Raw genomic sequence first — 26,790 nt, forward strand, 5'->3', positions numbered from 1 at the left:
CGACCATAGCCGTCAGTTTAAGGGTCAATGTTAGAGAACCCATAGATCCTTAAACTGACGGACTATGGTTACAAACTTAAACCAGAGGGGTATGTCTTGTCCTGAAATCCAGCGAGAGGGTATCTTTTGATTTAAGTAAAAATATAATTTCTTTCCTGCTCTGATAAACTGACTTTGGCTAACATTTTTTTGATAGAGATAATCTTCTTCTGCCTTTCATAGCCTTGATGATGGCCGAGATAATCAGGATTAAATTCCTCCTTATTAGTGAGCATATGGTATATAATGGCCGCTAATTTTCTGGCAGTAGCTGTAATGGCGGCACCTCTTCCTTTTCTGTAAGCAACTCTGTTGAAGAATTGCTTAAGAGGATGTTCTTTTGTATTACCAATGGCATTAGCTGCTTGTCTAAGCGCTAAGCTTAATTCATTCCTCCCTTTTGGTGTTCTACTGCTAATCAATTTTCCACCCGTGATTTTATTATTGGGTGCAAGCCTCATCCAACTCACAAAATGTTTAGAACTTGGAAATTTATGGATGCCCTCTCCAATTGTACTTAGTAAACACAGCACTGTGCCATGACTGACGCCATTTATTTGATACAAATCGACACCGAAGATTTGGTGAGCAATGGATCTAAGGTCAAACCTTAGATCATTTTTATGAGTTTTTTTCTTTGTAACCTTTCGTGAGGGTAAACCAGATTTTAGGAAGGACTCAATCGTACCATTTAAGCTCAGGGTTTTTCCAAAGACTCAAACAAGGTACCAGTTGTTTATATTAATCAAAAGAACAGCTTTCGCCAGATTTTAGGACGGGTCAGGATATATGCAGTCTATGTTCATGGTTAGTTTTTCTAACCACATATTTTTTTCGATTCTAGAAGCCGTTTTCATTCGGGACTACAATTATCAATTAATCGATTCTAAATTATATCCCCTCGACCTCATTCAACTTCTCCAAAAGCCAAGTTTGATGTTTTTCGCATGAAGTTTGATGTTTTTCGCGTAGATGTTTTACCCATTATCTTCTCAATTTTGAGCCAACTAAATTTAAATATTTTACAATTATAGACAAGAGTGAATTTTCAGACAGTGACCATTGATATGACATCTGAGCCCGATCGTTCTGGAAGAATATCCGGATTTACCTCGGTTTCTTTCCCAAGCAATGTTATTTCAGCAGACGCATCCATTGTTGAATTTCGAATCGATTACGGCAATGATAATGACCACCATGTAAGAATATTTGGATCTCAAGTGTATGTGGTTTAAGTAAAACCAGAAATTACGTAGTATTTCAAATGGACATATTTCCGAAAAATCTTTCTCTAAATGTAAATTTTGAATCAATATGAGACTTTTTGATGATTTATTATATTCCTCCTGGCGCGCATATAGCGATAGCGCCATGCGTGCTGATTTAGGGATGTAGCGTTAGCGTTGATCCGTCATTGTATACATGATTACACCAGGTTGGCTGACTTGATCTTCAGTTTTCATTCCTTCAAATAGGGAAAATACCCGGAATAAATTGAAGAATAGATTTAAAACAATAGTATCCTCATGCGCACTTCTTTTGGGCATTTGTACGCCTTTAATAGCCCAGGAACTGGACAAATTCTCATTCAAAAGCCCGGTATCCGTTTCTGGGAAATTGAATACTACTACTACGTTCTATAGTACTACGGGAAGGTCGCAGCGTGATCCATTCTATTGGCTTATTTCGGGTAGTGTGAATATTAGTTATAATGGGATCTCCATACCGTTGTCCTTCAATTTTAGCCAACAGCAACGGACTTTCGCTCAACCTTTTAATCAATTGGGGATGAGCCCTGAATATAAGTGGCTGAAACTTCACCTGGGATACCGGAGTCTAAGCTTTTCTGACCTGACTCTTGCCGGAAATACCTTTCTGGGGGGTGGAGTGGAGGTATCACCAAAAAATTCCAACCTCAGGTATTCTGCCATGTACGGGCAGCTTATCAAGCCCATTCAGCCCGGAAATATACAGGACAGCTTCAGGAAAATGCCGGCTTACGCGCGCAATGGTTACGGAACGAAAATAACACATGAGAAAGACGGTAATATTGTAGACTTTATTTTCTTCCGTGGCGCAGACGATGAATCATCAGTGGATATTCCTGATTCACTGAACATAAGCCCGGAGGAGAATGCGCTGATCGGAGTGAATATTAAACGAAGGATCGCCAAAAAATTAAGTATTAATATCCAAACCGCTTTTTCAGGATATACCCAGGATCGCAGACTGCCGGAAACGGTGAATAATGATTTCAGCTTTCGGAATAATCTGAACCCATTTCTGGAAACCAACGCTTCTACTCAGTTCAATAAAGCCATCATCAGTGATTTTTCTTACAAAGGAAAAACCTACAATATCAAGCTTGCCTATAAACGTATAGATCCCGAGTTCAGGACTATGGGTTCTACCTTCCTGGTGAATGATATTGAAAATGTGAACGCCACGGTCAGTTGGGTGATGCTTAAAAATAAGGTCAACATAAGTACAAGTTACGGGCGGCAGCGTGACAATTTGAATAGCGACAAAGTTTCAGAGGCAGAACGTGATATAGGTGCGTTCAACGTGGTGTATATTCTCAATCCCCAACTGAGTTTAACCGCTAATTACTCTAACTTCGGCGCTTCTACCACTTATGACCCTACTTTATTTCTCGATTCGCTGAACTATCTGCTGGTGACACGTAATGCCAGCCTTGGGGGTAATTACATTTTTAAAGGAGGCAAAACCAATCGTACAGCTTATGTATTCGCAAGCTACCAGGGAGTGGATGATCCTGCAGGTAATAGCTCTACATTTTATAACGTCACTTCAGGATATCAGATTTTATACCCTTCCTCTGGCCTGATATTGAATACAGGCATGACCTATACCAATAACGCCGTTACCGGGTTGATCAACGATTCCTATGGTCCGACCGTGTCAGTGGCAAGGTCGTTTTTCGACAAGAAATTGAAAGGACAAATAGGAACTACCTTTTTGCAGTCCTACATGGATGGAGGCCTTCAAAGTCGTTTTGTGAATTTCAGGCTGAATGGTTCTTATACATTGAAGTCTAATCACAAGATCAATCTTATCAGCACATTGTTGAACAAGGCCACATTTGGTGAAAATGAGGAGAATACCATCGAATTCAGGGGGCAGTTTGGATATAGTTATAGTTTTTGATGGGGAATAAGTTTGTACATATTGCTTTAGTAACTATGGTGTGGCTTACAACATCCACGTTGAAAGCCCAGCAATTTCCCGCTTCGGTTAGTGCGGTATCCATTCCGCCCAATTCAGTGTATTTCCATGATTATTTTTCGACAGGTTCTGAACGTTTACGCCTGACCCTTCTTTTCAATGATTTCAATGAGCCTTCGCGGGATGTTTTTCTGAGGTTCACGTTGGAGGGAAATGGGATTACCATAAGTAGTAAGCAGGATTTTGTTCCTTCTCAGACATTCACACTTGTACCGGGAGTTCCAACAATGGTGACCTCATCGGACTTGCAGGAGTTTGCTGATGTCAGTAACCTTAATTTTAGTGGCGTTTCTTCGGATTTTCTCAACCAGAACGGTCGGCTTTCCGAAGGGCTTTATTCGTTTTGCTTTGAGATCGTAGATCTTGAGTCAGGCAGAGTTTTATCCAGAAGGTCCTGTGCTAATGTATGGGTATTGTTGAAAGACCCTCCCTTTATGATCGCACCGATAGACGGGGCCAACATCCCGCCAGCAGAACCACTTAACGTCCCGTTCCAGTGGCAGTTGAATAACCTCAATACACCGGATGGCATATTCACCACAGAGTATCAGCTTACGGTTTTTGAGATTGAAGACCCCAACAGCGATCCGATCGTAGCGATCAACAATGGTCATGCCTTGCAGATATTCCAGTCTGAATGGGTGCAACAAACGCAATTTATTTATGATCTCAGCGCCTCACAACTGGATCTGGGAGAGACCTATGCCTATTATGTACAGGCCAGGGATACGGAAGGAAGAGAACTGTATAAAAACAATGGAATAAGCCAGGTCAATAGTTTTACCTATGGATATAGTGAGGGAGGGACTGTTGAACTTTTGGCACCGGAGAATGAAAGCAGCTTTAAGCTGGGTACCCCCCAGAGCTTTAGTTGGGAAGCGCCAGATAATCTTGGAATAGGACAACAATTTGTCTACTACCTGAAGATCGTGGAACTCGAAGAGGGTCAGGAACCGGAAGAAGCCATAGAAGGTAATGCGATATGGTATGATTACACCTCCCCAACCTATGCAAGTGGTACCGGAGCTAATATTTTATTGACCCAATCACTGGAAACCAACCAGGAGTATGCATGGCAGGTGCAGGTCAGGAGCGGTATCCAAACTACCGCTGCCAGTGAGGTCTTTACGTTCAAAGGACCACCGCTTATCGAGCAATTTGAAGCCGGTGACCATATCGTAACTGTCACTGAAACTACCACCAACGACTTATCATCTTTGAATGGAAACGGTGTCATGGCTATTTCGGAAGATGGCTCGGAAACCGTGGAATTTGAATTTGAAGGATTAGATATTGGAGAGGCCGGAGGATTATACTACCTGCGATCCGGTGAAGTGGAACATACATTGGCTAATATCAGGGAGATCAAGGTCACGACGGAGAACGAGCTTAATGGTGAAGCCACTTTTTACGGTTCAACTATCCGAATTACCAAGAATGGGCTAGAGGTCAAAGGCTATGTAGAATGGCCTTTCTCACATCCGGTAACCTCACCGGACCTGGCCTATGTTGTGTCAAAAGAAGGATGGGTCAATTTTGACAAATTTTTACCAAAGGGAATAGTCACTCTGACTGAGGAAAATAATTTTGAACTCCTTGACCCGTTTGGTTATATCATAGATCTGCTGGAGACATCCTCGATCAACCTCGATTACAGTAGTTTTACCCCGACCCTGAACGGTACAGTCACTTATCCTCAGGGGCTCGTGATGGGTGAGGAGGAAAGAGATATCGTACTGCCTTTTGAACTTACAGACCAGCTTTTTTACTTCGATTTCAGCCCTGATAAATTAGCCAATAACATAAGGCTGGTAGCCAATACCGGAATTGTACTGGAACCAACAAGTATAATTTTCGATTTCAGTGAAAGTGAATCACCTGAGAAAAAGAAAAATATCCCTACCTGGAAAGGAACGTATTTTGAAACATTTAACGTACGCCTGGATGCGGCCATTGATGCTTCGGATCAAATAGCTTTTACAGAGACTTCTTTGGAAGAGTTTGTGCTCGATCAGTTCAATACGAACAAAGGCTGGGTGGATGCCAATGGGTTATCGCTTTCTGTGCTTTATAAATTTCTGGAGGAGAAAGAGGCAACTTTCAATTCCTTCCCTACAGTACTCAGGGAACTTTCACTGACGGTGGTGAATAGCTCTGTTAGTGAGAGTGATTTTAAAGGTTCCATCCGGCTTCCTTTAATTGATGCGGACAAGTCATATACCTACACCATCCCTATTACCGATTCAGGTTTTATGGAAGGATACCTGGATAATGACCTGAACGACTCACAATTTATCTATAATCCGTACGGCCAGGAAAACAGGATGGAGATCACCATCCTGAGGGCCGTCTTCAGAGACAACGAACGTCTGGATATGACACTTGATATTGATATACCCTATATCAACGCTTCTATTCCGGCGATAAGCGATTTCAGGCTTTATGGCGATTATGCCATTGGTTTTGGCGAGAGGAATGGGGCAAAGGATCTGGACAATCATGTGGAGGGAGTATATGAAACATTCCCGATGTTCATCGACCAGATCGGGGCGTCACTGATCGCGGGGAGGTATGCGTTTAGTTATGGAGCTACTATGCCATTAGGGGATGAGGTCAGCGGAGAAGAAGGACCTCCAAGAGTAATGTTCCATAGTATATCTGCCGGAAGTGACGAATTGGAAAATGCTTCCCTGGGGTCATCTGCTGATCAGGCTGCCATGGCGCCACCCATCAGCAATACAGGAGTAACTCCGGGCAATTCCAAGAACCTTTCCATTGACTCTATCCAGATCTCTGTAGAGTCAGCGATAGCGTCTTTATCCGGCTACCTTATCATGACCAAAAATGATCCTGAATGGGGAACCAGTCTTCAGGGAGGTATTGACGGGGCCATTAAGATCCCTTCGGAAATAAGAATGGGCGCGCATATGATCCTTGGAAACAAAGACAATTTGAAATACTGGTATTTTGATGCCTACTACGTAGATGACGGACCCGGGATCAGCGTATTCAATATGTTTAACCTGGTGGGACTTGAAGGGAAGATCTACCGGCATATGTCACTGGACATCAATGAAGGTGGCGAGGCTAAACCCGTCATAGATCCTGATATCGAATTTGGCGCAGGTATGTACATCCAGTTGATAGACCAGAGCGGAGGTAAGACGTTTATGGTTGACATCGGTGCTGAAGTGGTGGTGAGTAATGAAGGCTTTATTGTACAGATGGAGGGGGATATCTCCGCGCTCAATACCCAGGGAAGAGACATGACTGCTGCAGGTAGCCTTAAAAAGGCAGTGGCAGAAGCTGTTGCCGAAGCCGCAACGGATGCAGCACTGGATGTTGTGGATAATATTAATGTGGACATTCCGATCGGAAGTAAAACGCTCAGTGTAGGTGTGAGTGGAGATGGCGGTAGCCTTGGGTACTCGGATGGTGACCTGAATGCTGAGGTATTCGGAGAAATTGCGGAAACTCCTGCTGTGGGTGTTTCTTTTCAGAAAGGGCAAAAGAAGATCACCGTAAAAGGGGATGTAGATGCCAATGGTTCCTTGCTGTTAGAAGATGGAAGCAATCGCCTTGGGCTCGAAGTTGGAGCATCTGGTAAGGGAGACTTTGATTTTGCTTATGACCAGGTAGCACTTTCCGCCAATATAGACATTGAAGAAAGGAGTGCCGGATTTACGGCAGGGTATGATCAAAACTCCGTTGAGTTTCTTATCAATCAAAGTGAGAGTTATCAAAAACTGGCCCTTATAAGTGGTACAGACTGGAATGCACTCCTGGAGCTGGATGAAGGGAAAGGTACCGTGGGCTTCGGTTATGATGATTATGACATTACCCTTTCTGCCAATAAAGAAGCCACGCAAGGTAAGATCGAACTGTCAACACCCCAATTTGATCTGATCTCTGCTTTAGATAAGGACACCAAAACCGGACTGTTTGACCTGGAAGAGGGAAGTAACACTATTAAACTTTCCGGTCATGAGAATGGAGGAGAGATCGATGTCAGCTATAATAACTTTGATTATTATACTTCCATAGACAAAAGCACCGGGCAAGGTGCGCTGTCTTTTGGATATGGCGATGATCGTAAACTTTCGGTAGAAGGGAATACTTCCGATGAAGGGCAGATAGGCCTGGATTATGATGGTAACTCATTTTTGCTGAGTACCAGCAAACCGGATAAGAAATTCGATTTTGACTTTGAAAATGAAGAGATCGGACAGCTCAGAATCGCCTATGATGGTCAGCTGAATAATCAGCTTCTGGGTATCCGGCATGGCAATGACAGTATACTTGCCTATGTAACGCCCGACAGTAGTCTGCTACAGGTGGTACATAGCGAGAACTCGTTTGGAATAGGTGTTGCCGGAGACGGGCAATTCATTGAAGTAGGCAGCAAAGGTTATGTGGGAGCATTGAAACGATATGCTACCGGTGGAGGAGCAGTTCGCCTGGCGAATGGAAGTGAAAAAAGCCTGTTCTTTGAAGTAAATGGCGCCTCAAATACAAAACGGGCGGAACTGACCTATGACGGAATGCTGGTAAGCATAAGCAATCGTGACGTGACGGTAAGCTACCAGGAAAATACACTTACCATCAACACGGACAAACAGGTGACTTTTGATCTGCAGGGACACGAGATCCAGTTTGTCTTTGACCCGAACGCGCGTTATCGTGTTAACATCACAGATGCAGGAAACTTGCTGGACCTTTCGTTAGATAGAGTAGGAAATGTAAGAGAGACCATCAGGATCGATGACGTAGAGGTGTCCTTTGAGATAGACCAGGGCAATCGTTACTCAATTATATACAGTCAGGATGGAGTAACCGCAGGGTTTAGTTTTGATGAGAGTGGCGCAGCCATGGTGGCATTTGAAGGGTTTGGCGAAAAGATCATAGCGGCAAAATCAACCGATTCCTATGGATTGACCCTTGGCGATTTCTCAGTAACTTATGCCGTAGGAGATGCTTTTACTTTTGCCCTGGAGGATATTTCGGTTGACCTGAACGGATCGGGAAGTGTTCCATTGGGTAATACTGGTTTTTCTTTTGGTGATGGAGGTGCATTGATCTATGAAAAAGGAAGTTCTCCTAAGATCTCATTAGTCTCGACTGGGCTTACAATTGAAAAAGGAGCTCATTACTTCAATGCACAGAGCAGCACACTAAACTATGCCTATGATGAATACAGCCTGTCACTCACTTCTTCTTCTGCGGCTATTCAGCAGGGTGATCGGTCGGCTGCCATTAACTTCGATGGCCAGGATCAGGGCTTTATTATAAATGATGGCGATAAGTCACTAAGTTTTAAAACTGATCAGGTTGAATACCGGGATGGTGATGATACGTTCGCCATTGGAGGAGAATATTATTTGAGCTCTACCTACCAGGGAAAGACCATTGAGCTGGACCCGGATTATATTGGTTTTAAGACAGGTAACAAAGAGATATCTTTCGGTGGGGACAACTATATTTTTTTTGCCAACGAGGGCGATCAGTTCTCGGTGAGTAAGCAAAAAGAAGTCACGCTGAAGAAGGACGACCTTGCCATTTCCGTGAACTCTGATAAAGTGATCTCTGCTTCAAAGGGAGAGCATATCATCACTTTGAATGATGGTGAGCGCCCCATTCAGTACTCGAATAATGAGATCTCCACCGGACTCATTGCCGGAGGTGGAAGTTATGGTGTGGCGGTTGGTTATAGTGGCGTAGATGTAAGCCTTAGCACGTACAAATTCTCTAACGCCACGCTGGCGTATAGTTCTGACTTTGGCCAGATCGCTATTACCGGTAACGGGAGCAGCAACCTCGAAGCGACTTTCACTAAAGGAGACCGGACGATAAAAGCGACCACCGGTAATGACGGTATTTCATTTTCTGATTCTAACGATGAACCCGTCCCTGAGCCACCACAAGTAGGTACTGAAACGCCTCCAATGGCCGGGCCTCAATACATTGGTAAGGTAACAGATGGTGCAACCGGCCTGATCACCGGACATGCCAGTCTTTATTTCAATAGTGCCGAAAGGCATTTTATAGCTAACGGATCTGTTGTAGGCACAGCACCGTGTCTGGAAGGTAGTTTTGCCATTGAAGCGAGCCCCCAAACGTGGAGTATTGATATTGGTAGTGAAGAACAACGTATTGAAGTCTATCCTACCTGTTCCGGTTTTGGAGGCGGAGGTTGGCTTAACCTGACCCCCAGTCGTGTCAATGTAGGGGTTTTTACCGGGTTCAAGGCAGGCGGTAGTGTAAAGCTGGATTGGGGAATTGGATATGCAGAAATATGGGCTAAGATCCAGGCTGAGCTGGGCATTCGGGCTGATGCCGATATTACACCGGTATTTAAGATCAATGAAGTAGGGATATGGGTGTATCTCTATGCCGGCTTAGGAGTGAAATACGACATTGGGATTGACAGTGGAAACTTTACTATTGCTGAGGCTGAGTTGAAGGGAACACTACTGGTGAATTTTGAAAATGGTACGAATGTTTCCGGGGAACTCTCCGGAAGGATCAAAATATTGGGAATAAGTGGAGGATTTGACTTAGGTTTTAATGAGGATCTGTAATATTCAACATATCGCAAGAGGTGTACTTATAGCACTGTTGTTAATGATACAATCCGTCGTATGCGTTGCACAGAGTAGAGGGAATAATACACATGGAGAGGTGTTTGTTACCAACGACTATGAGGATCATCGATCGAATGAAATATTCGTTAAGTGGTTTGCCAATAAGGTCTATTATCCTGGGGGATTTGATGTGTATAGGGCGGTAGGAACCAGCAATAACTGGCAAAAACTCACGCAGAGCAGGCTAAGACCAAGAAAAGAGGTCCGACCGGCTTTGGCGGCCGAAGACCCCGATCTTGTGCCATTATTGAGAATTGTCAATGAAAGGCCTTACGAGGAATTCCAGGAAGGTATTCAGAAGGTCATCGTGGCGTTGAAAGCGCTGCATTCCAACGACTTTGCTCAGACATTGGGGATTTTCTTTAAAGACCGAAATTCGGAGAAAGGCGTTACCTATCGTTACAGGGTTACCGGCCATATCGGTAATCGTGAAGAGTTGATCAATATCTCGGAACCTATTATCTGCGGCGATTACAAAATGATCGATCCACCACAGGAAATTCAATTCAAAAGGATAAAAGGTGCAGTACAGGTAAATTGGAAACCTGAAGAAAAACGTTACTATGGAGTTAATATCTACCGCAAAGAAGGTCACCTGGGATGGCAAAAGATCACCCCGCAGCCACGTGCTATTCAGCAGTATGAGGATCAGAATGGTGACATACGCTATCCGGAAGTTTTTTATACAGACACCAACCTGCCTGATTCGCTTGAATTGTTGTACATCGTTGGGGCGGTAGATTATTTTGGCAATGAAAGTGCATTGTCGAATGAAATAAAACTTCCTCCCAAGGATTTTGATGCACCGCCGCCGCCATTTAACCTTAAAGCGTCGATACGCATTTTACAACCGCGACTTACCTGGCAGTATGTTCACGAAGCCGATCACATTGGTTTTAATATTTACCGGCGTAAGAACCTTACCGAAACATTTATCAAAGTAAATGATCAGCCGGTGAGCCGTGACTCACTCACTTATACTGATCAGTTGCCTGAACCCGGAGGATATTATTACAAGGTGGCATCCGTAGATGCTGCGGGTAATGAAAATGCCAGCGGTTTGATATTTATGGAGGTAAGAGATGTGTCCCCGCCTCAGGTCCCACAAAATGTTACCGTTATATCAGATACCGGAAGAGTGATTTTGAGTTGGACAGCAAATACGGATCCGGACCTCAAAGGCTACTTTATCTATCGGGCACTACATGATGATGTCAAAGGAAATACTGAGTTTGTCGTAGTGAATAAAGACCCTGTTTTGAACAACACCTATATTGACGAACTACCCACCAATGTTCGAAATCGTTTTGTTTATGCCGTAGCGGCGGAAGACACCCTTTTTAACCGAAGTGCACTTTCCGAAGTTGGCAGAGTAAGGCTACCGGATATTCATGCGCCTCAGGCCCCGTTCATCAAAACTATCCGGGTCAATGAGGATGGAAGCCTGGCCGTAGAGTGGCTGGCCAATGCGGAGCCCGATCTTAAAGGGTACCATATTTACCGCTCTGACAGCTCAGATGCCAATAACTTTCAACAGGTCAACCAGGCATTGTATCCGCCTGGTTCCTATCGCTATATCGATAGGGGCGTGAATCCGGGAGTACGATATAATTATTACATTGTAGCAGAAGATGAGAATGGGAACCTGTCATCACCCTCTAATATATTTAATGCAATTGTAAAGGGCACCGCTGCTTCGGGTGCACTGCGTCAGGTAAATAGAGTGAAGTTGAATTATAACAAAAGAAGGAAGCAATTAACAATAGAATGGAACGGGGACGGAAGTCATAAGGGATATGTGGTATATCGCGGTAATTCCGATCAGCACCTGTTGCCTGTTACAGGGATGATACAGGAAAGTTCTTTTGTGGATAAAAATTTGGAGGACGGACGGACCTACTGGTACCAGGTCCGGGCTTTTGATGGCAAAGGAGGGATAAGCAGGTCAGAAATTCTAAACCAGGAAATCTAAGTGTCACAATAACTGCTATTAATATGAGAAGCATTGCAAGAAAAAATGGTCATTTAATCATCGTAGTTATCCTTACTGTCATTGGAAGCACGGGCTATGCCCAGGTGGGTATCGGAACCCAAACACCCGACACTTCATCGGAACTGGAGATCCGCTCTTCCGATAAGGGGATACTGATCCCGCGACTTTCCAGTCAGGACCTGGTTACTAACCCTGCGGAAGGTCTTTTGATCTATAATACCACAGAAGAGAAGTTCTATTATTACAATGGCACAAAATGGCAGGAACTTAGCCCGTGGGATTACCGGCAGGGGAGCAATGCAGCGGATGAGGATGATGTGATCGTGAACTTTAATAACGATAGTAATGCAGGAATAGATTCATCCACTCCACAAAGTAAATTAAGCGTGGGCGGTAACGTCTCTATTGGTACTACTTACTCTGATAATAACGCTGCCCCAGCCAATGGATTGATCGTTGAAGGAAACGTAGGAATTGGCACAACTAACCCTGGAACGAATGCACTCTCTGTAAACGGAGCAGTGAACATCCAGAATAATTTGACAGTAACCGGTACGATTGACGGGATAGGCACAGTTCCGGAGGGAGGGATTATCATGTGGAGTGGAAACGTGACTGCCTCCTTTGAAACTAATGGTTCGGGAAGGACTGGTACCCAGTATGAGGGATGGGCACTATGCAATGGAAATAACAATACTCCCAATCTAAGTGGAAGATTTATTGTTGCCTATGATCAGAATGGTTCTGCAACTCCTGTCAATGGCGGTGGTAAGCAGATCAACTATGGAGCAGTTGGAAATACAGGAGGGAGTGATACTCATCAATTGAGCATTGGAGAAATGCCATCGCATAATCATAGACTAACTATAAGTAATAGCGGAAGACATCAGCATAACGCATTGATCGATTCCGGAAGAGAAGGGGATTATGAAACCGATCCCGGGGGGGGGGGTAGTATGTGGATGGATGATGACGCAGGAAGTCGCCAACGTAATGACAACCCGGTCGCTAACGGGTTTTTACCTACCACATTTGAAGGCTCTCACAGTCATTCAGGATCTATAGGATCCAGTGGGAGTAACGAAACGCACGAAAACAGGCCAGCTTATTATGTATTGGCCTTTATTATGAGAACAAATTGATCTTAGGGTTATGGAGAAAGTGTTAACTATACTATTATTTGTTTTGTTATGCAGTGTTGCGTATGCCCAGATGGGGATAGGAATACAAACGCCTTATGCATCAGCGGAACTGGAGGTTGTCTCGTCGGATAAAGGGATATTAATACCTCGGCTAACCAGTCAGGATCTGGTCTCCAATCCTGCGGAAGGACTTTTAATATACAATACTACCGAAGGGAAGTTTTACTGTTACGATGGTTCGGAATGGCAGGAGCTAAGTCCGTGGGATTACCGACAGGGAAGCACCGCCGCGGATGAGGAGGATCTGGTGGTTAATTTCACCAATGCTACTACCAATGCAGGAATAGCTTCTTTCAATCCGCAAAGTAAGTTAAGTATAGGGGGAAATGCAGCCATCGGTTCTTCCTATACCGGTTCAAATGCAGCTCCAAGTGACGGATTACTTGTAGAGGGAAATGTAGGACTGGGTACTACAAACCCGGGTACTCATAAACTGGACGTCAACGGCACCTCGGATTTTACCGGTGACATGACCATTACAGGAGAAGTCGCAGAAGGGGTACAGTTCCTATTGGTTCTATCATGATGTGGAGTGGTTCACCGCTGAGTTTGCCTCCGGGCTGGGCGCTGTGCAATGGGTCGGGTAACTATCTGGACTTTCAGGGAGTGACCCGGAACATACCTGATCTGAGGGGTCGATTTAATGTAGGGTATGACCCCGGCAACGGTTCCTACAATGATATAGGCGATCAGGGTGGAGCAGCATCGGTTACATTGACGGTTTCCCAGATCCCCTCACACAATCATGGAGGGTCTACCTCTACCGATGGAAACCACACCCATACTGTTACGGATCAATACAGGCCCACAACACTTTTGAACGGATCTAATTTTGACAGACAAGGAGTTGAGAATTACCTGACCAGAGTTACGCATACCACAAGCACGGATGGAAACCATTCTCATACTATAAATTCCCAGGGAGGAGGATTACATGAAAATCGCCCTCCTTATTATACATTGGCGTACATTATAAGGGTGAATTAATGATTGGAAAAGTACGATATCTTATTATTTTTCTCATAGCGATAAGCTATGTGAACGAGGTATCTTATGCCCAAACCAACCTATACCTGAACGGAAGGTTATCGATCACTAACGGAAGTTCAGTGACCGTGAACGCTGATCTGATCAATCGTACGGGCGGGGATGTAGTTTTCATTAATGGAGGTGAGTTAAGAATTGAAGGGGACATCACCAATAATGGCGGTAATGTCTTGTTTGTGAATGCAGATGGCGAGGTGATCGTACAGGGAGCAGGAGATCAGCGCATCAACGGGATAGACCAGGTCGAATTCAATCACTTAACCTTAAATAAGTTAACGGGACAGGTGGTACTGGATAATCCCATCAGCATTCGATCCGTACTGGAGTTCATCGCAGGACGCCTTTTTCTGAATACCCATAACGTAGACCTGGGTACAGGCGGTACCATTGTCGGTGAGAGTGATGCCAGTAATATTTATGGTTTTCCGGGATCAGTAATTGCCACAGGAAGATTTTTGAACACGCCTTCCGTAATGAATGATATTGCTGGAATGGGGTTGTTTATTGGTTCTGCACACAGCTACGGTCAGACCAACATCACACGCATACATAAGGTCCAGGAAAGCCCGGGAAATGGTAGTATTCAGCTCCACTTCCTTTTTGAACCTCAATTTGAAAATACCTCAACGAATGATCAGGTAGTGATACGCTACCAGCAATACCAGGTGGGAGGACTGGATGAGGCGAATTTCGGTGTATGGAAAAGTATCAACAGGGGAGTGGTATGGGAAAAATACCAGGATTCGGCAGATCCTGTGGCCAATACGGTTTCAGGGGCAGAGGTAGCAGATATTACTACCAATACCATTTATACGGTAACGGAATTGGATTGTAATACATTGCCCCCCGTGCAGGTAGGCGATCCCGTTCAGGCATTATGTACCGGCAATTCGATCAGGCTCGATGCTGGCGGAACAGGACTTATTTACCAATGGTTCAAAGATGGGGTGTTGCTGGACACCGAGACCACTGAGTTTCTGGATGTCAATACTCCGGGTATATACCGGGTAGTAGGTACTACTTCTAATGGTTGTGTTGCCGAAGATCAGGTGGAGATCCAGGAGAAAGCATTACCTGTTGCCAACTTTACAGTTCCGCCGGGATGTGTATTGAGTAATGTTAACTTTACCAATACTTCGACTTCCTTGGATGGAACTATGACTTTCCTGTGGGATTTTGGAGATGGCATCACAAGCACGGAAGTAAATCCTTCACATGCCTATCAGACCGACGGTATTTTCACGGTCAGGCTTACGGCGACTTCTACCTTTGGTTGTGAAAATATATTTCAAGATGATGTAGTGATAGCACCGCTTCCTGAGGCTGCCTTTGAAGTTATTGAGGTTTGTGAAGGAGAGGCTACGCAGTTCCATGATCAGTCGACGGTTCCCGCAGGCTTTTCGATCATCAATTACCTTTGGACTTTTGGTGATGGAAATAGCTCAGGGGATTCAAGCCCTCAGCATACCTATGCTACGGAAGGGGTCTATATCGCTGCATTAAGGGTTATCTCAAACGCAGGATGTGTTGACCAGATCACAAAAAATGTGATCGTGAGGGAACAACCTGTTGCAGACTTCAGTGCATTGCCCGTCTGTTCAACGAATGTTATAGAATTTACAAATCAGAGTACATCCACTGCAGAGCTGGATTTTCTATGGGATTTTGGGAATGGAGAAACTTCTCTTTTTGAAAGCCCTACGGTAACGTTTGAGGAAACCGGAACTTTCCCTGTTACATTGACGATCACCAACCCCTTTGGTTGTCAGGATGTCATTACCAGAGATGTAGATATTTTGGTCCCCGAACCTATTCTGTCTCCTGAAATTATAACCTGTGGCACGTCCCTTACCATCGATGCTGATCCTGACGGTGTGTTTGCCGGAAGTGATTTTCTTTGGTCTACTCAGGAGACCATGCCTTCCATTGAGGTGACTTCAAACGGAGTGTATACCGTTATGGTAACCCGATCTCCTTCCTGCCAGCTTATTGGAAGTACATTTGTCAGGCTAAATGTACCTGTGGTTATTGAGTTACCCGATAATATCCAGGGTTGCGATAGTGAAACGCTGGATGCAGGCTTCTTTTCGGGAGCTACTTATCGCTGGTCTACCGGAGAAACCACAAGAACAATTGATGTGACAAGTTCAGATCTTTATTCCATAGAAGTGACCGATAGAAATAACTGCATAACCTCTAAAACAGTGAACGTGACCATTAATGAAAGCCTGGTGGTCGATCTGGGGGAAGATCAGTTCCTGTGTCCGGGGGAAGAGGCTACGCTGGATGCCGGAAATCCGGGTAACAACTACCTGTGGAGTGACGGATCCACCGGACAGACACTGACCACCAGTATTTCAAATGAATATTGGGTGGAGGTCACGTCGCCGTCAACCGGCTGCACAACGAGAGACAATGTTCAGGTGTTTATCTACGATGATTTTGAAGTAGACCTTGGGCCTGATCGTATTGTATGCAAGGGGAGTCCGGTTATGATTGATGCCGGTATGAATGATGTTACTTATGAATGGAGCGGACCATCCGGTTTTTCAGGAAATACACTAGAAGTGGTCGCTGAACTTCCGGGTAGATATTGGGTCACAGTGACCAACAGCAACGGCTGCCAGGCTGCTGATACACTGCTTTTGGAAGAATCTATCGAAACGATCGAGGCTTTTTTCCTGGCCGGCAGTCTCGTGGATGTTGGGGACACGATTCAGTTCATTAACCTGTCTGTTCCTACACCGTCAGCACAGGTATGGGATTTTGGGGATAACATCACTTCTACGGATTTTGAACCTACCCATACATATCTTATCGAAGGGTCTTATGATGTGAACCTTACGGTCACCAATGGCACTTGCACCAATACCCTGACGAAGGTTATAACGGTGAGGCCATTACGTAGAGATGCCGATGTCGGTGATGAGCCGTTTGTGCTTCCCAAGATCGTGTCTCTGAAAGTATTTCCTAACCCTGTGGAACGGAACCTTGTACTTGAATTGGAAGCGAGCCGTGAAAGCAATATTTATGTAGATATTGTGAATCTGAATGGCCAGGTACTGCTTTCCAGTGAATGGGACAAGGCAACCGAAGTGCAAACCACTTTCAATTTAAGTAATGTGGCCGACGGTGTATACCTGCTACGTGCAAAGGTTGGGAAGGACGTCAGAATGCTAAGGGTAATGAAGAAATGATGTACTCAATGGTTAACTATACTGTCATATATTTCCTGTTGAATTTCATAGGTAATGATGCAATACCGAAGTACTTTAAGCTTCAGGAAGAATGGCTGTATGTGCCGGTAGTAGTACATGTGGTATACAGCGAAGAAAGTCAGAATATAAGTGACGCGCAGATCATTTCTCAGATCGATTTAATCAATAGGGATTATTCAAGAGCCAACAGCGATGCGGAACAGACGTTGGAGGCATTTAAGCCATTAGCGGCTAATACAAGGATCCAATTTTACCTGGCTCGCATTGATCCTTTGGGGAATCCCACAAATGGGATAACAAGGACCTCGACTACACATGGGGTGTTTGCGAATGAGGATATTCATTTCGCAGATCAGGGAGGGGCAGATGCCTGGAATCCATTGGAGTATCTAAACGTGTGGGTTTGTGACCTTCCACCAACCATATCAGGCCTGGCTTCTACTCCCGATCAGGCTAATGAAATGGAAGATGGGGTAGTAATTGATTTTGAAAGCTTTGGCACCATTGGCACCGTACAACCTCCCCATCACCTTGGAAGGACCATGACCCATGAGGTGGGACATTACCTCGGGCTTGATCACACTTCCGGACGTATCGACGGATGTGAAGATGATGACGGGATTGAGGATACTCCTTTACAAAGTGCCTCCAATGGAAACTGTGATTTGGGCGCTAATTCATGTGGATCGACAGACATGACCCAGAACTTTATGAACCAGGCCGATGACGATTGTTTGAACCTTTTCACAGAAGGGCAAAAAGAAGTTATGAGAGATGCGCTAAGTACGGTCAGGAGCGAACTTATCACCAATGACAAAGGACGGCCCAGACGTATTACCTCTATCAGTCTGAGGTCGGAAAACAGAATGGAGGTCTATCCTAATCCGTCCTATAACGGTGAGTTTTTTTTGGAACCTACTATTGAAAATAGCACGATCAAACTGGTAGACCTTTCGGGAAGGCCCGTTCCTTTTCAGATAAGGCAGACCAACGATCGAAAAGTAATTACGATACATCAAACAGGTAGCTTTATACTTCAATGGAGAGAGCATAAAGAATTGATCACTACCAAATTGATTAACAATTAGAACATGAGGCCTATGAAAAAATACATTTACATCCTGTCACTTGTGTTCACGTTTAATTTTGGATTACAGGTCATAGCGCAGCCATGCCTCAGTGGCTGGCAGTATACCGTTCCCATAACCATCGACAATTCAGGAGGAGCCTTGCTGAATAATTACCAGGTGGAGATCGTCCTGAATACCAGGTTGTTGATCCTGGACGGTAAAATGCAGATCGACGGAGATGACATTCGTTTGCTCGATAATGGAGGAAGCGCATTGCCTTACTGGATCGAGACAGAAACATTCAATTCGAACGCCTCAAGCATTTGGGTGAAAATACCTTCCATTGCTGCCAATTCTTCCGGTACCATCTATCTTTATTATGGTAATCCTTCGGCAAGATTGTCCAGTTCAGCTAATTTTGTGTTTGACTTTTTTGACGATTTTAAGGATGTTTCCGTAAATGGCACAATCTGGGCGATTTGCGGAACGCCTACCACTGCCAATGATCAACTTACCCTTTCTTCGGGTGATCAATTGATCAGCAATAGTACATTTCCCAATCCTCATGTGATCGAATTGTGGCTGAATGACCTTCCCGGAAACCTTGATAACGGTGAGATGCTCTTTGGGCAATTTAATGGCAGCGAGGGATATGCCATGACCTTTCAGCAAGCCAGCCCTTTTCAGTCTTTAAGGCTGACAAAATTTGCTGCCGGAGCCTGCTTTTCTTTTACAGAAGAAAGCTCTATCCTGTCTCAGAGCGCAGGTGAAACCACAGGGGTCTGGTCATTTAACTGGCCTGGCGCAGGAAATCAACAGTTTAGCTGGCCGGGAGGGACCTATTCCAGGGCGAATACAGACTTTACACTTCCATTATCTTCTTCCATAGCGCTTGGTAACATAGACATTAATTCCAACATTAATATTCGCTGGGTAAGAGTACGTCAATATACTTCGAACTCGCCTACAGTTTCTTTAGGGAGTGAAACCGTTTCCGTGACCAATATTACCGCTTCTAACAGCGGAGTTGCCTGCCAGGGTAATAATGTTACGCTCTCTGCCACAGAGGTGAGTGGAGCCACCTACACATGGGAGAACAGCGGGGGAGTAGTAGGGAGTACCAGGGAATTGGTGCTAACGAACGTCACACCTGCCGATACCGATTTGTATACCGTAATAGTCAATGGCTTAGGTGGATGCTCTTCAGCAGTGGCTAGCACTACTGTAACGGTTAATGCCACGAGTGTAACCGGAACGATCACCGGTGATGCAGAGGTGTGCTTTGGTGACAATAACGGAGTGGTTACGCTATCAGGAAATACAGGGAGCACTTTTGTTTGGGAATCATCGCTTACCGGTGAATCTCCCTGGAGCATATTGGATATCACTACGTCAACCTTAGAATATACCAACCTGATCCTCACTACCTATTATCGTGTGAGGGTAAGCAACGGGTCATGTCCATCCGCAACCTCTAACCGGGTAAAGATAACGGTAGATACTGAAACAGATCCTGGCGTTTTGTCTGGCCCGGCCGATGTATGTACAGGTACCAATTCAGGCACCCTGACCCTTTCCAATAATATCGGGGATGTGCTAAGGTGGCAAACGTCAACGAATGGAGGCATCACGTGGAGGGATGTGGCCAATACTACCACTACGCTTGATTTTAATGACATTTCTACCAATACCTTATATAGGGTGGAAGTGCAGGACGGTGTATGTGATCCACGTTTCACAGATCCTTTCCAGGTGGAAGCCAATGAGATCCCGGTGGCGGATTTTATCGTAAATGAAGTATGTGCCGGTTCCCCACTTCAATTCCAGAATGAGTCATTTGTTACCTCGGGCTTTATACAATCCTACTTCTGGGAGTTTGCGCCCGGGCGGAACTCGGCCGTGTCTGATCCGACCATCGTTTTTGATGCTTCAGGCATTTTTGATGTTACACTTACGGTAACGAGTAATAACCAATGCAGTGGTTCAGTAACCATTCCGGTCACCGTCAATAAAGTTCCGCAGCCTGCCTTTAGTTCTACTCCCACATGTGATGGTGAGATCACCCTGTTCACGAATGAAAGTACATTAGGTACAGGAAGTATCATTTCCTATCTATGGAATTTTGGTGATGGTACGTCATCCACTAGCGAGAATCCACAGAAGCAATACATTAACCCGGGGAATTATATGGTCATCCTTGAGGCAACATCTGATAGTGATTGTCTGAACACTATTGCACAAACCGTCACAGTGGACCCATTGCCGGTCGCCAATTTTGATGTCAATGATGCCTGTCTGGGGGAGTCGGTCCTTATTAATAATACTACCTTCTTTAACGGAAGCCGGATCAGTTATAAATGGGATTTTGGTAATAGTGAAAGCAGTACACAGATCAATCCTAATTTTACGTATAGCGTTTCCGGTGTATACCAGGTCACCCTTGCGGCTACGTCTGACCAGGGATGTGTTGACCAGATCTCAAAATCCATTACGGTGATCGATTTTCAGGGGGTATCTGCCGGTAATGATCAGACGATCGAAGGTGGTGCCAGTGTCCAACTGACCGCCTCCGGAGGGCAGTCCTATCGATGGTCTCCCGGAGAGACACTTACGAACGCTTTGATCGCCAATCCCATTGCTACGCCAACGGTTACTACCACCTATACTGTTGAGGGCACTAACTTTCTCGGATGCATTGACCGGGATAGTGTTACGATCTTTGTCAATGAGAATTTTGACGTAGACATCAGCAACGTCCTGACCCCCAACGGAGATGGGGCGAATGACTTCTGGGTCATCACCAATATTGATGTGATCCCGGATCCTGTCGTCCAGGTATTTGACCGGAATGGTGTAGAAGTGTTTTCCAGCACTACTTACAATAATGACTGGGAGGGAACCAGAGGTAGCGATATTCTTCCCGATGGTACCTATTACTATGTGATCACCTCGGAAAGCAGTGGAGCTGCTTTCAAGGGAGCATTGACGATCATAAGAAACAATGGAAATTAAACGGGTTATGATGAGAAAGATACTTTTATCAATATTGCTAGGTATGAACTTCCTGGGAGCAACCGGGCAGCAATTCCCATTGTATAACCAGCATTTTGTTAATGGAAACCTGCATAACCCTGCCAATTTTGGACAAAACGATTATACACAGATCTTCGGAATGTTCCGGCAGCAGTGGACAGGTATTCAAAATGCCCCACAGACGCAGTTCCTGACGGTAGATGGTCCGATCAATGATCGTGTGGGAGTAGGAATGATCTTGATCAATGACAGCGAGAACATCCTTTCACGCACTACTTTTATGGGCACATTCTCTTATAGTGTCCCGTTAAGTGAAGACCATGGGATCGCTTTTGGTATTTCGCTGGGCGTACTGCAAAACAGGATCGATTTTGACAAAGTAAATTCACAGCAGCAGGTGTTTGATAACAGCCTGTTTTCAGGACGTGAAAACAACTCATCGGCTGAAGCCAGCGCAGGTATTCGATACAAGTTTAAAGGCCTGCGGGCAGGTTTTGGCGCACATGATTTATTCGCAAGCCGGTTTGACTATGAGAATAATGACGGAACGGAATCGCTGGCATTTGAATTGGTCAGGCAATACATCGCTTCAGCATCCTACAGGTTTGACGTACTTCCGAAGATAAGCATAGAGCCAAAAGTACTAATAAGGGCCACTCAAGGGCTTCCTTCCCAGCTTGAAGCCAATGCAATATTCACCTATGACAACAATATCTGGGCTGGTGCTACCTATCGTGAAACAGAGAACTGGGCTTTTTCGCTGGGTACATTTGTCTATGATAAGATCACCATAGGATACTCCTATGAAATGAATACTGGAAGTTTTGGGGATAATAGTGGAGAATCCCATGAGTTCGTGGTAGGGTATCGGTTTGGGAAAAAGGAGAAGGTACAGGAGCCTGTAGTCGTTCAACCACCCGTTAGCACCCAGCCTGATTATTCGGATTATGCCAAATTACAACAAGAGAAGATTGACCAACTGACACAGCAGGTGGACCGTCTGGAAAATGAAATGAAAAAGGATGAGGCCATCATACAGTACGAACAGCAGAAAATAGAGGAATTGCAAAAAATTATTGCTGCCCAGCGTATGGAAACATTGCAGCTGATCCAAAGAACATCGGTAGATCCGGAGAAAGAGGATTTTGAAAACAGTTCATCTGCTTATTATGTGGTAGTAGGTTCATTTGATGAACTTACGAATGCTAAAAATTATCAAAAATTGCTGATCAGGACACACGAGCTGCAAACGTCCATTATTCAAAATAACGATGATACACACTACCTGGTCTATACACTTTCATCCAATAACAAAGAAACACTGCTCGACGCAGTTGAATTTGTTAAAAAGTTGAACTCATCGATCATTCAAGGCACTCCATGGATCTATAAGCATGACTAGAGGATTACCCGAAATAAATGTTGCCCCCTGGATCGTAGTAGTTGTACTTTCTCTATTGTTCAATGGATGTGATTTTATTGCACCGAAAAAGAGATACAGACTGGCCGTTCCTGAAAAAGACTATAGCTATAACTATGCCGCAGGTCACCTGAAGGAATTCCTGCAGCAGGGTGATTTTGAGATTGAAATTATCAAAGTGAACAATGCTGTAGAGGCTAGTGAAATGGTGTCAAATGGCGAAGCAGATCTTACGTTTGTGTTGAACCACAGTATGTTTATCCCCGGTGAATTAGGTGAACATTCAGGTAAACTCAGAACCATCCTGCCGCTTTGCACAAGACTGATGTTTTTCTTCGAGAAGGACGGTTTGGAAGAGCAATCCATTCGTTACCGGTTCCAGAGCAAAACTATCGGCATTGAAGTGCCTGATGGCGAGACTGAAAACAACCTGAAAGAGATGCTTCTGCTTGGCGCTTTTGATTCAGTTAGCTTCTCGGATAATGCCCAATCCGATCTGATCCATTTCTGGGGAACATTTTACGGAGAAAGGGCGAAAAAGCTGGAACAGGAAGGATGGGAAAGCATCAGCCTCGACGATGATTGGATCGAATTCATGCTGTTGAATAACCCCGCTTTGCGAAAATTCACACTACCCGGTATACCAGGCATGGACAGCCACCATATATTGAACACCGTAGCTACCGAAACATTATTGGTAGGCTCATCTAACCTTGGTGAAAACACTATCCATGAACTAAGCCAGTATATCTTTCAGCATAGACTAAAACTGCTGGGCTATGACAGAATGTACCGGGCAGTGAATGAACATTTTGACCAGGAGGTTCTACTCTACCCGCTACACGCTGGAACGGATGCTTACCTGCGACGAGATGAGCCTACCTTCCTGGAACGTTACTCCGATGCCCTTGCACTGTTCGTCTCCATCCTGGCCATTATTTACGGAGCCATTCAGGCCGCAAAAAAACGCCTGGCCCAACGTAAGAAAGACCAGGTGGACGTCTATTTTATCGATTTTTTAAAGGTAAAAGAGTCCATAGAAATGGATCGTGATACTAAAGAGAAGCACTACGACGAATTGCTGCATAAGATCCTTATTCAAATGACTGATGAAAAGCTTGATAAGTCGGATTTTCATATTCTTTCCAGGTTGATACAGCAGGAGTTGACTAATTTGAAGTTTTAGAGAGGGTGATTTTCTTTGGTAAGTTTCTTGCCAAGTTCCTCGTAGAGCACTTTGATGGGCCTCAAAAGTGAAATTAGGCTTTGGATTGATTAATAGACAGATATTCTGAGAGTTAAGGGCCTCTTGAGGACTTTTAACAGGGCTACTCTCGGAAGGTATTAACTAATTGATTATTATCTTTTTGCGTTGACATAAAAACCCTGAGACAAGCTTTATATCGCTTTTTTCGGGGTTTTCATTTTGTTAACTTCTGGTGTCTAAACAAAAGTAAACACCTGAGTTTAGCATGCAGCAAGAGATTTTCTAACCCCAAGACATCTTAGATCCAAAATGGCACATTTTCAAGAAACTGGAAATCGGCAAATTATATTCCAGCCTCCCTCTAGCAGCCTTGGGGGAATATCTTCCCCCACCAGGCAGTCAGGGAGCGCCTCGATAGCTGAGTAATCAGGACATGTTTGGGCTGATGTTTCTCAAACATTATCTTAACTGTAGTGATAAGAAATTAATAGAACGATTCAATACCGACTGGCCTTTCCAGTTTTTCTGTCAGAAAGTATTAGGGGCTGATCAGTACATTAAAGATATGAACCTGCCTTCCAGAATACGTTCCTATATCTCCGAGCATGCCAACCTGAATCAATTACAAGCTATGCTACTCACCCATTGGAAGGGTGACGTTGAAAACACCAATGCCCTGTTTGTGGATGCTACTTGTTATGAAAGCTACATCCGCTTTCCCACCGATATCAAGCCACTCTGGGAAGCTAATCAGTGGGTGTATGAAAAGCTGTTGTTTAAACTGTGCGCTCTGACCAACACGAAGCGTCCCAGGAATAAGTACATTGATCAGAAAAGGAAACAACTCACCTATTATAGACTCAAACGAAAAAGCTATAAGAAAGACAAAGTAAGAAAAAGAAGCTTGCTGCATTTATTGAATAAAGGACTCAGCACTTACTCAATAGTCACCCGGATATCCTGTTAACGGATCTCCAATACCGCTATATCAAAACCATTAGAAAGATATACCAGCAACAAGATTACCTGTTTAACACCCCGGAGCCAAAGTAGCTGATCGTATCGTCTCCCTCCACAAGCCTTACCTGAGGCCTATCGTAAGGGGAAAGGAAAACAAAGCGGTAGGGTTTGGTATGAAAGCCCACATGCTACAAACCGGAGGGATTACTTACTTTGATCGCATGGACTTCAATGCTTTCAATAAGCGTAAGTGCTTAAAAAGAAGCGCTTTGAAACATCACCAACTTTTTGGACACCTTCATCAACTTTCGGCAGATCGTATTTACTCTACCAATGAGAACAGACGTTATCTCACGGCCAGAAAAATCTTCACTAACTTTATCCCTAAAGGCCGAAACACGCTTACCAACCCTGAAAAAGTGTCACATGCCCCTTGCCTATTGCTAACAGGTCAAGAACTTCCCAACATTGAAATAGAATTCAGCCTCTAGTATTTAACGTCAATTGGGATGTGACACGACACTACGTCTCCAGGCAGGGGCGATCAGGCGCTTCAAACTGAATTCAATGAAAAGGCGTGCCATGTGTTTTTGACATCAGGTAGTTAGCCACAGGCCTGGCATACCGGCAAATGCCTACGGCAGTATTGGAAAGCCATGGTGCTCCAAACATATGCTGTATTTGTCGACCCGTTCTGAGACGGTTTTTAAAAAGTGCATTCCACCGGAGTGCATATTCCCTTTCCATATCATCCCTTGAAAAATCACTTTTAGTAATATGTTTGGTCACTATTTCAGCCACTAGTTTGGCTGTATGGATAGCAATGGCCATGCCATTCCCGCAAAGAGGGGTAATCATACCCGCAGCATCTCCGCACATTAAAACATTCTTTTCTACCGGCTGCTTCGTTTCAAAGGAAATCTCATTGATCACCTCAGGCTTATCCCATAGAAACTCTGCATTGTTAAAAATATCTTCTAGGAATGGATTTTCGGCAAGCACTTCTTTCTCCAAAGCGTCGATCTGTCCGTGCACCTTCAGACTAGTGCGCTCACTGAGGTAACATAAATTATATACCTCATCTTCTACACGACTAATACCACAGTACCCCCCCTTAAAATTATGCAGGGCTACGGCATTACGGGGGTGCGCATCATACCGGATATGATATTTTACACCAATATAAGGTGATCTTTTTTTTATGAAATCCCGATCAAATTTTTTATCCAGCCGGGAGCGTTTTCCATAAGCTCCTATAACCACCTGCCCCTCCACGACCTGACGTTCGGTGATTACCTTGAAACCATTATTTTCAAGGGTAATGTCAGTAACCGTCTCATGGTAAAATTCTACGCCGGCAGCCAATGCTTGCTCATACAAAAAATGATCTAATGCATAACGGCTTATCCCAAAACCCCCAAGGTCCAGCGGCAGGTCAGCTTTACTACCATTTACTGAGGTGAGCATAAAGCTGGAAATACTGGCAGGATTGATATTTTCAGGATAAAGATCATGCGCTATCAGGAATGGTAATACCTCATTGGAAATATATTCACCGCATACTCTGTGAAACGGATAACGCTTCTTTTCGATCAAGGTTACGGGTAATCCCTTCCTGCACAAAAGTATAGAGGACACCAATCCGGCCAGTCCTCCTCCTACAACTGTTATCTGTGACAAATTCTTCTTTTTATTACTGAAAATTAACAAAAAG

At 44.4% G+C, this 26,790-nt stretch carries 15 protein-coding genes; 13 read left to right on the forward strand and 2 right to left on the reverse strand.

The window, feature by feature from the left end; translation table 11 throughout:
• Positions 1-131: 131 nt before the first annotated feature.
• On the reverse strand, positions 132-605 hold the full coding sequence (locus FNH22_RS01020; RefSeq protein ID WP_185154026.1) for a transposase: 474 nt from the start codon (positions 603-605) through the stop codon (positions 132-134).
• Positions 606-1,533: 928 nt separating this feature from the next.
• On the opposite strand from FNH22_RS01020, the gene FNH22_RS01025 reads away from it, so the two are divergent.
• The 13 genes from FNH22_RS01025 (at position 1,534) to FNH22_RS01085 (ending at position 25,567) form a co-directional block, all read left to right on the forward strand.
• On the forward strand, positions 1,534-3,207 hold the full coding sequence (locus FNH22_RS01025; protein ID WP_143396428.1) for a hypothetical protein: 1,674 nt from the start codon (positions 1,534-1,536) through the stop codon (positions 3,205-3,207).
• A complete protein-coding gene (locus FNH22_RS01030; protein ID WP_143396429.1) occupies positions 3,207-9,863 on the forward strand; it encodes a hypothetical protein in 6,657 nt (2,218 codons plus the stop codon). Before FNH22_RS01025 ends, FNH22_RS01030 begins: the two co-directional genes overlap by 1 nt.
• Positions 9,864-9,906: 43 nt before the next feature.
• Positions 9,907-11,898, forward strand: coding sequence for a hypothetical protein (locus FNH22_RS01035; protein ID WP_143396430.1), 1,992 nt, complete (start codon positions 9,907-9,909; stop codon positions 11,896-11,898).
• A 23-nt stretch (positions 11,899-11,921) separates the two neighbouring features.
• The gene (locus FNH22_RS01040; protein ID WP_143396431.1) at positions 11,922-13,061 is read left to right on the forward strand and encodes a hypothetical protein; all 1,140 of its coding nucleotides are present in this window, start codon (positions 11,922-11,924) and stop codon (positions 13,059-13,061) included.
• Positions 13,062-13,071: 10 nt separating this feature from the next.
• A complete protein-coding gene (locus FNH22_RS01045; RefSeq protein ID WP_143396432.1) occupies positions 13,072-13,647 on the forward strand; it encodes a hypothetical protein in 576 nt (191 codons plus the stop codon).
• Positions 13,644-14,108 (forward strand): hypothetical protein, encoded by a 465-nt coding sequence (locus FNH22_RS01050; RefSeq protein WP_143396433.1) that lies wholly within the window; start codon positions 13,644-13,646, stop codon positions 14,106-14,108. Before FNH22_RS01045 ends, FNH22_RS01050 begins: the two co-directional genes overlap by 4 nt.
• Positions 14,108-17,365 (forward strand): PKD domain-containing protein, encoded by a 3,258-nt coding sequence (locus tag FNH22_RS01055; RefSeq protein ID WP_143396434.1) that lies wholly within the window; start codon positions 14,108-14,110, stop codon positions 17,363-17,365. Before FNH22_RS01050 ends, FNH22_RS01055 begins: the two co-directional genes overlap by 1 nt.
• Before the next feature lie 8 nt (positions 17,366-17,373).
• Positions 17,374-18,474 carry a M43 family zinc metalloprotease gene (locus tag FNH22_RS01060; RefSeq protein WP_185154027.1) on the forward strand — a complete coding sequence of 367 codons (1,101 nt, stop codon included), beginning with the start codon at positions 17,374-17,376 and terminating at the stop codon, positions 18,472-18,474.
• A 12-nt stretch (positions 18,475-18,486) separates the two neighbouring features.
• The gene (locus tag FNH22_RS01065) at positions 18,487-21,468 is read left to right on the forward strand and encodes a DUF2341 domain-containing protein (protein WP_185154028.1); all 2,982 of its coding nucleotides are present in this window, start codon (positions 18,487-18,489) and stop codon (positions 21,466-21,468) included.
• Positions 21,469-21,478: 10 nt separating this feature from the next.
• Positions 21,479-22,891 carry a type IX secretion system membrane protein PorP/SprF gene (locus FNH22_RS01070; protein WP_185154029.1) on the forward strand — a complete coding sequence of 471 codons (1,413 nt, stop codon included), beginning with the start codon at positions 21,479-21,481 and terminating at the stop codon, positions 22,889-22,891.
• Positions 22,884-24,095 carry a hypothetical protein gene (locus FNH22_RS01075; RefSeq protein WP_143396438.1) on the forward strand — a complete coding sequence of 404 codons (1,212 nt, stop codon included), beginning with the start codon at positions 22,884-22,886 and terminating at the stop codon, positions 24,093-24,095. The genes FNH22_RS01070 and FNH22_RS01075 overlap by 8 nt, the downstream gene beginning before the upstream one ends.
• Before the next feature lie 466 nt (positions 24,096-24,561).
• Entirely contained in the window at positions 24,562-25,083 is a 522-nt protein-coding gene (locus FNH22_RS01080; RefSeq protein ID WP_143396439.1) for a hypothetical protein, read from the forward strand.
• Between the two features lie 166 nt (positions 25,084-25,249).
• Positions 25,250-25,567 carry a hypothetical protein gene (locus FNH22_RS01085; protein WP_143396440.1) on the forward strand — a complete coding sequence of 106 codons (318 nt, stop codon included), beginning with the start codon at positions 25,250-25,252 and terminating at the stop codon, positions 25,565-25,567.
• Between the two features lie 73 nt (positions 25,568-25,640).
• Here the strand turns inward: FNH22_RS01085 and FNH22_RS01090 are convergent, their stop codons facing one another.
• The gene (locus tag FNH22_RS01090; protein WP_143396441.1) at positions 25,641-26,756 is read right to left on the reverse strand and encodes an NAD(P)/FAD-dependent oxidoreductase; all 1,116 of its coding nucleotides are present in this window, start codon (positions 26,754-26,756) and stop codon (positions 25,641-25,643) included.
• Between the last annotated feature and the right edge of the window lie 34 nt (positions 26,757-26,790).

The sequence above is a fragment of the Fulvivirga sp. M361 genome (assembly GCF_007097395.1).
In the GTDB taxonomy this organism is placed as follows: domain Bacteria; phylum Bacteroidota; class Bacteroidia; order Cytophagales; family Cyclobacteriaceae; genus Fulvivirga.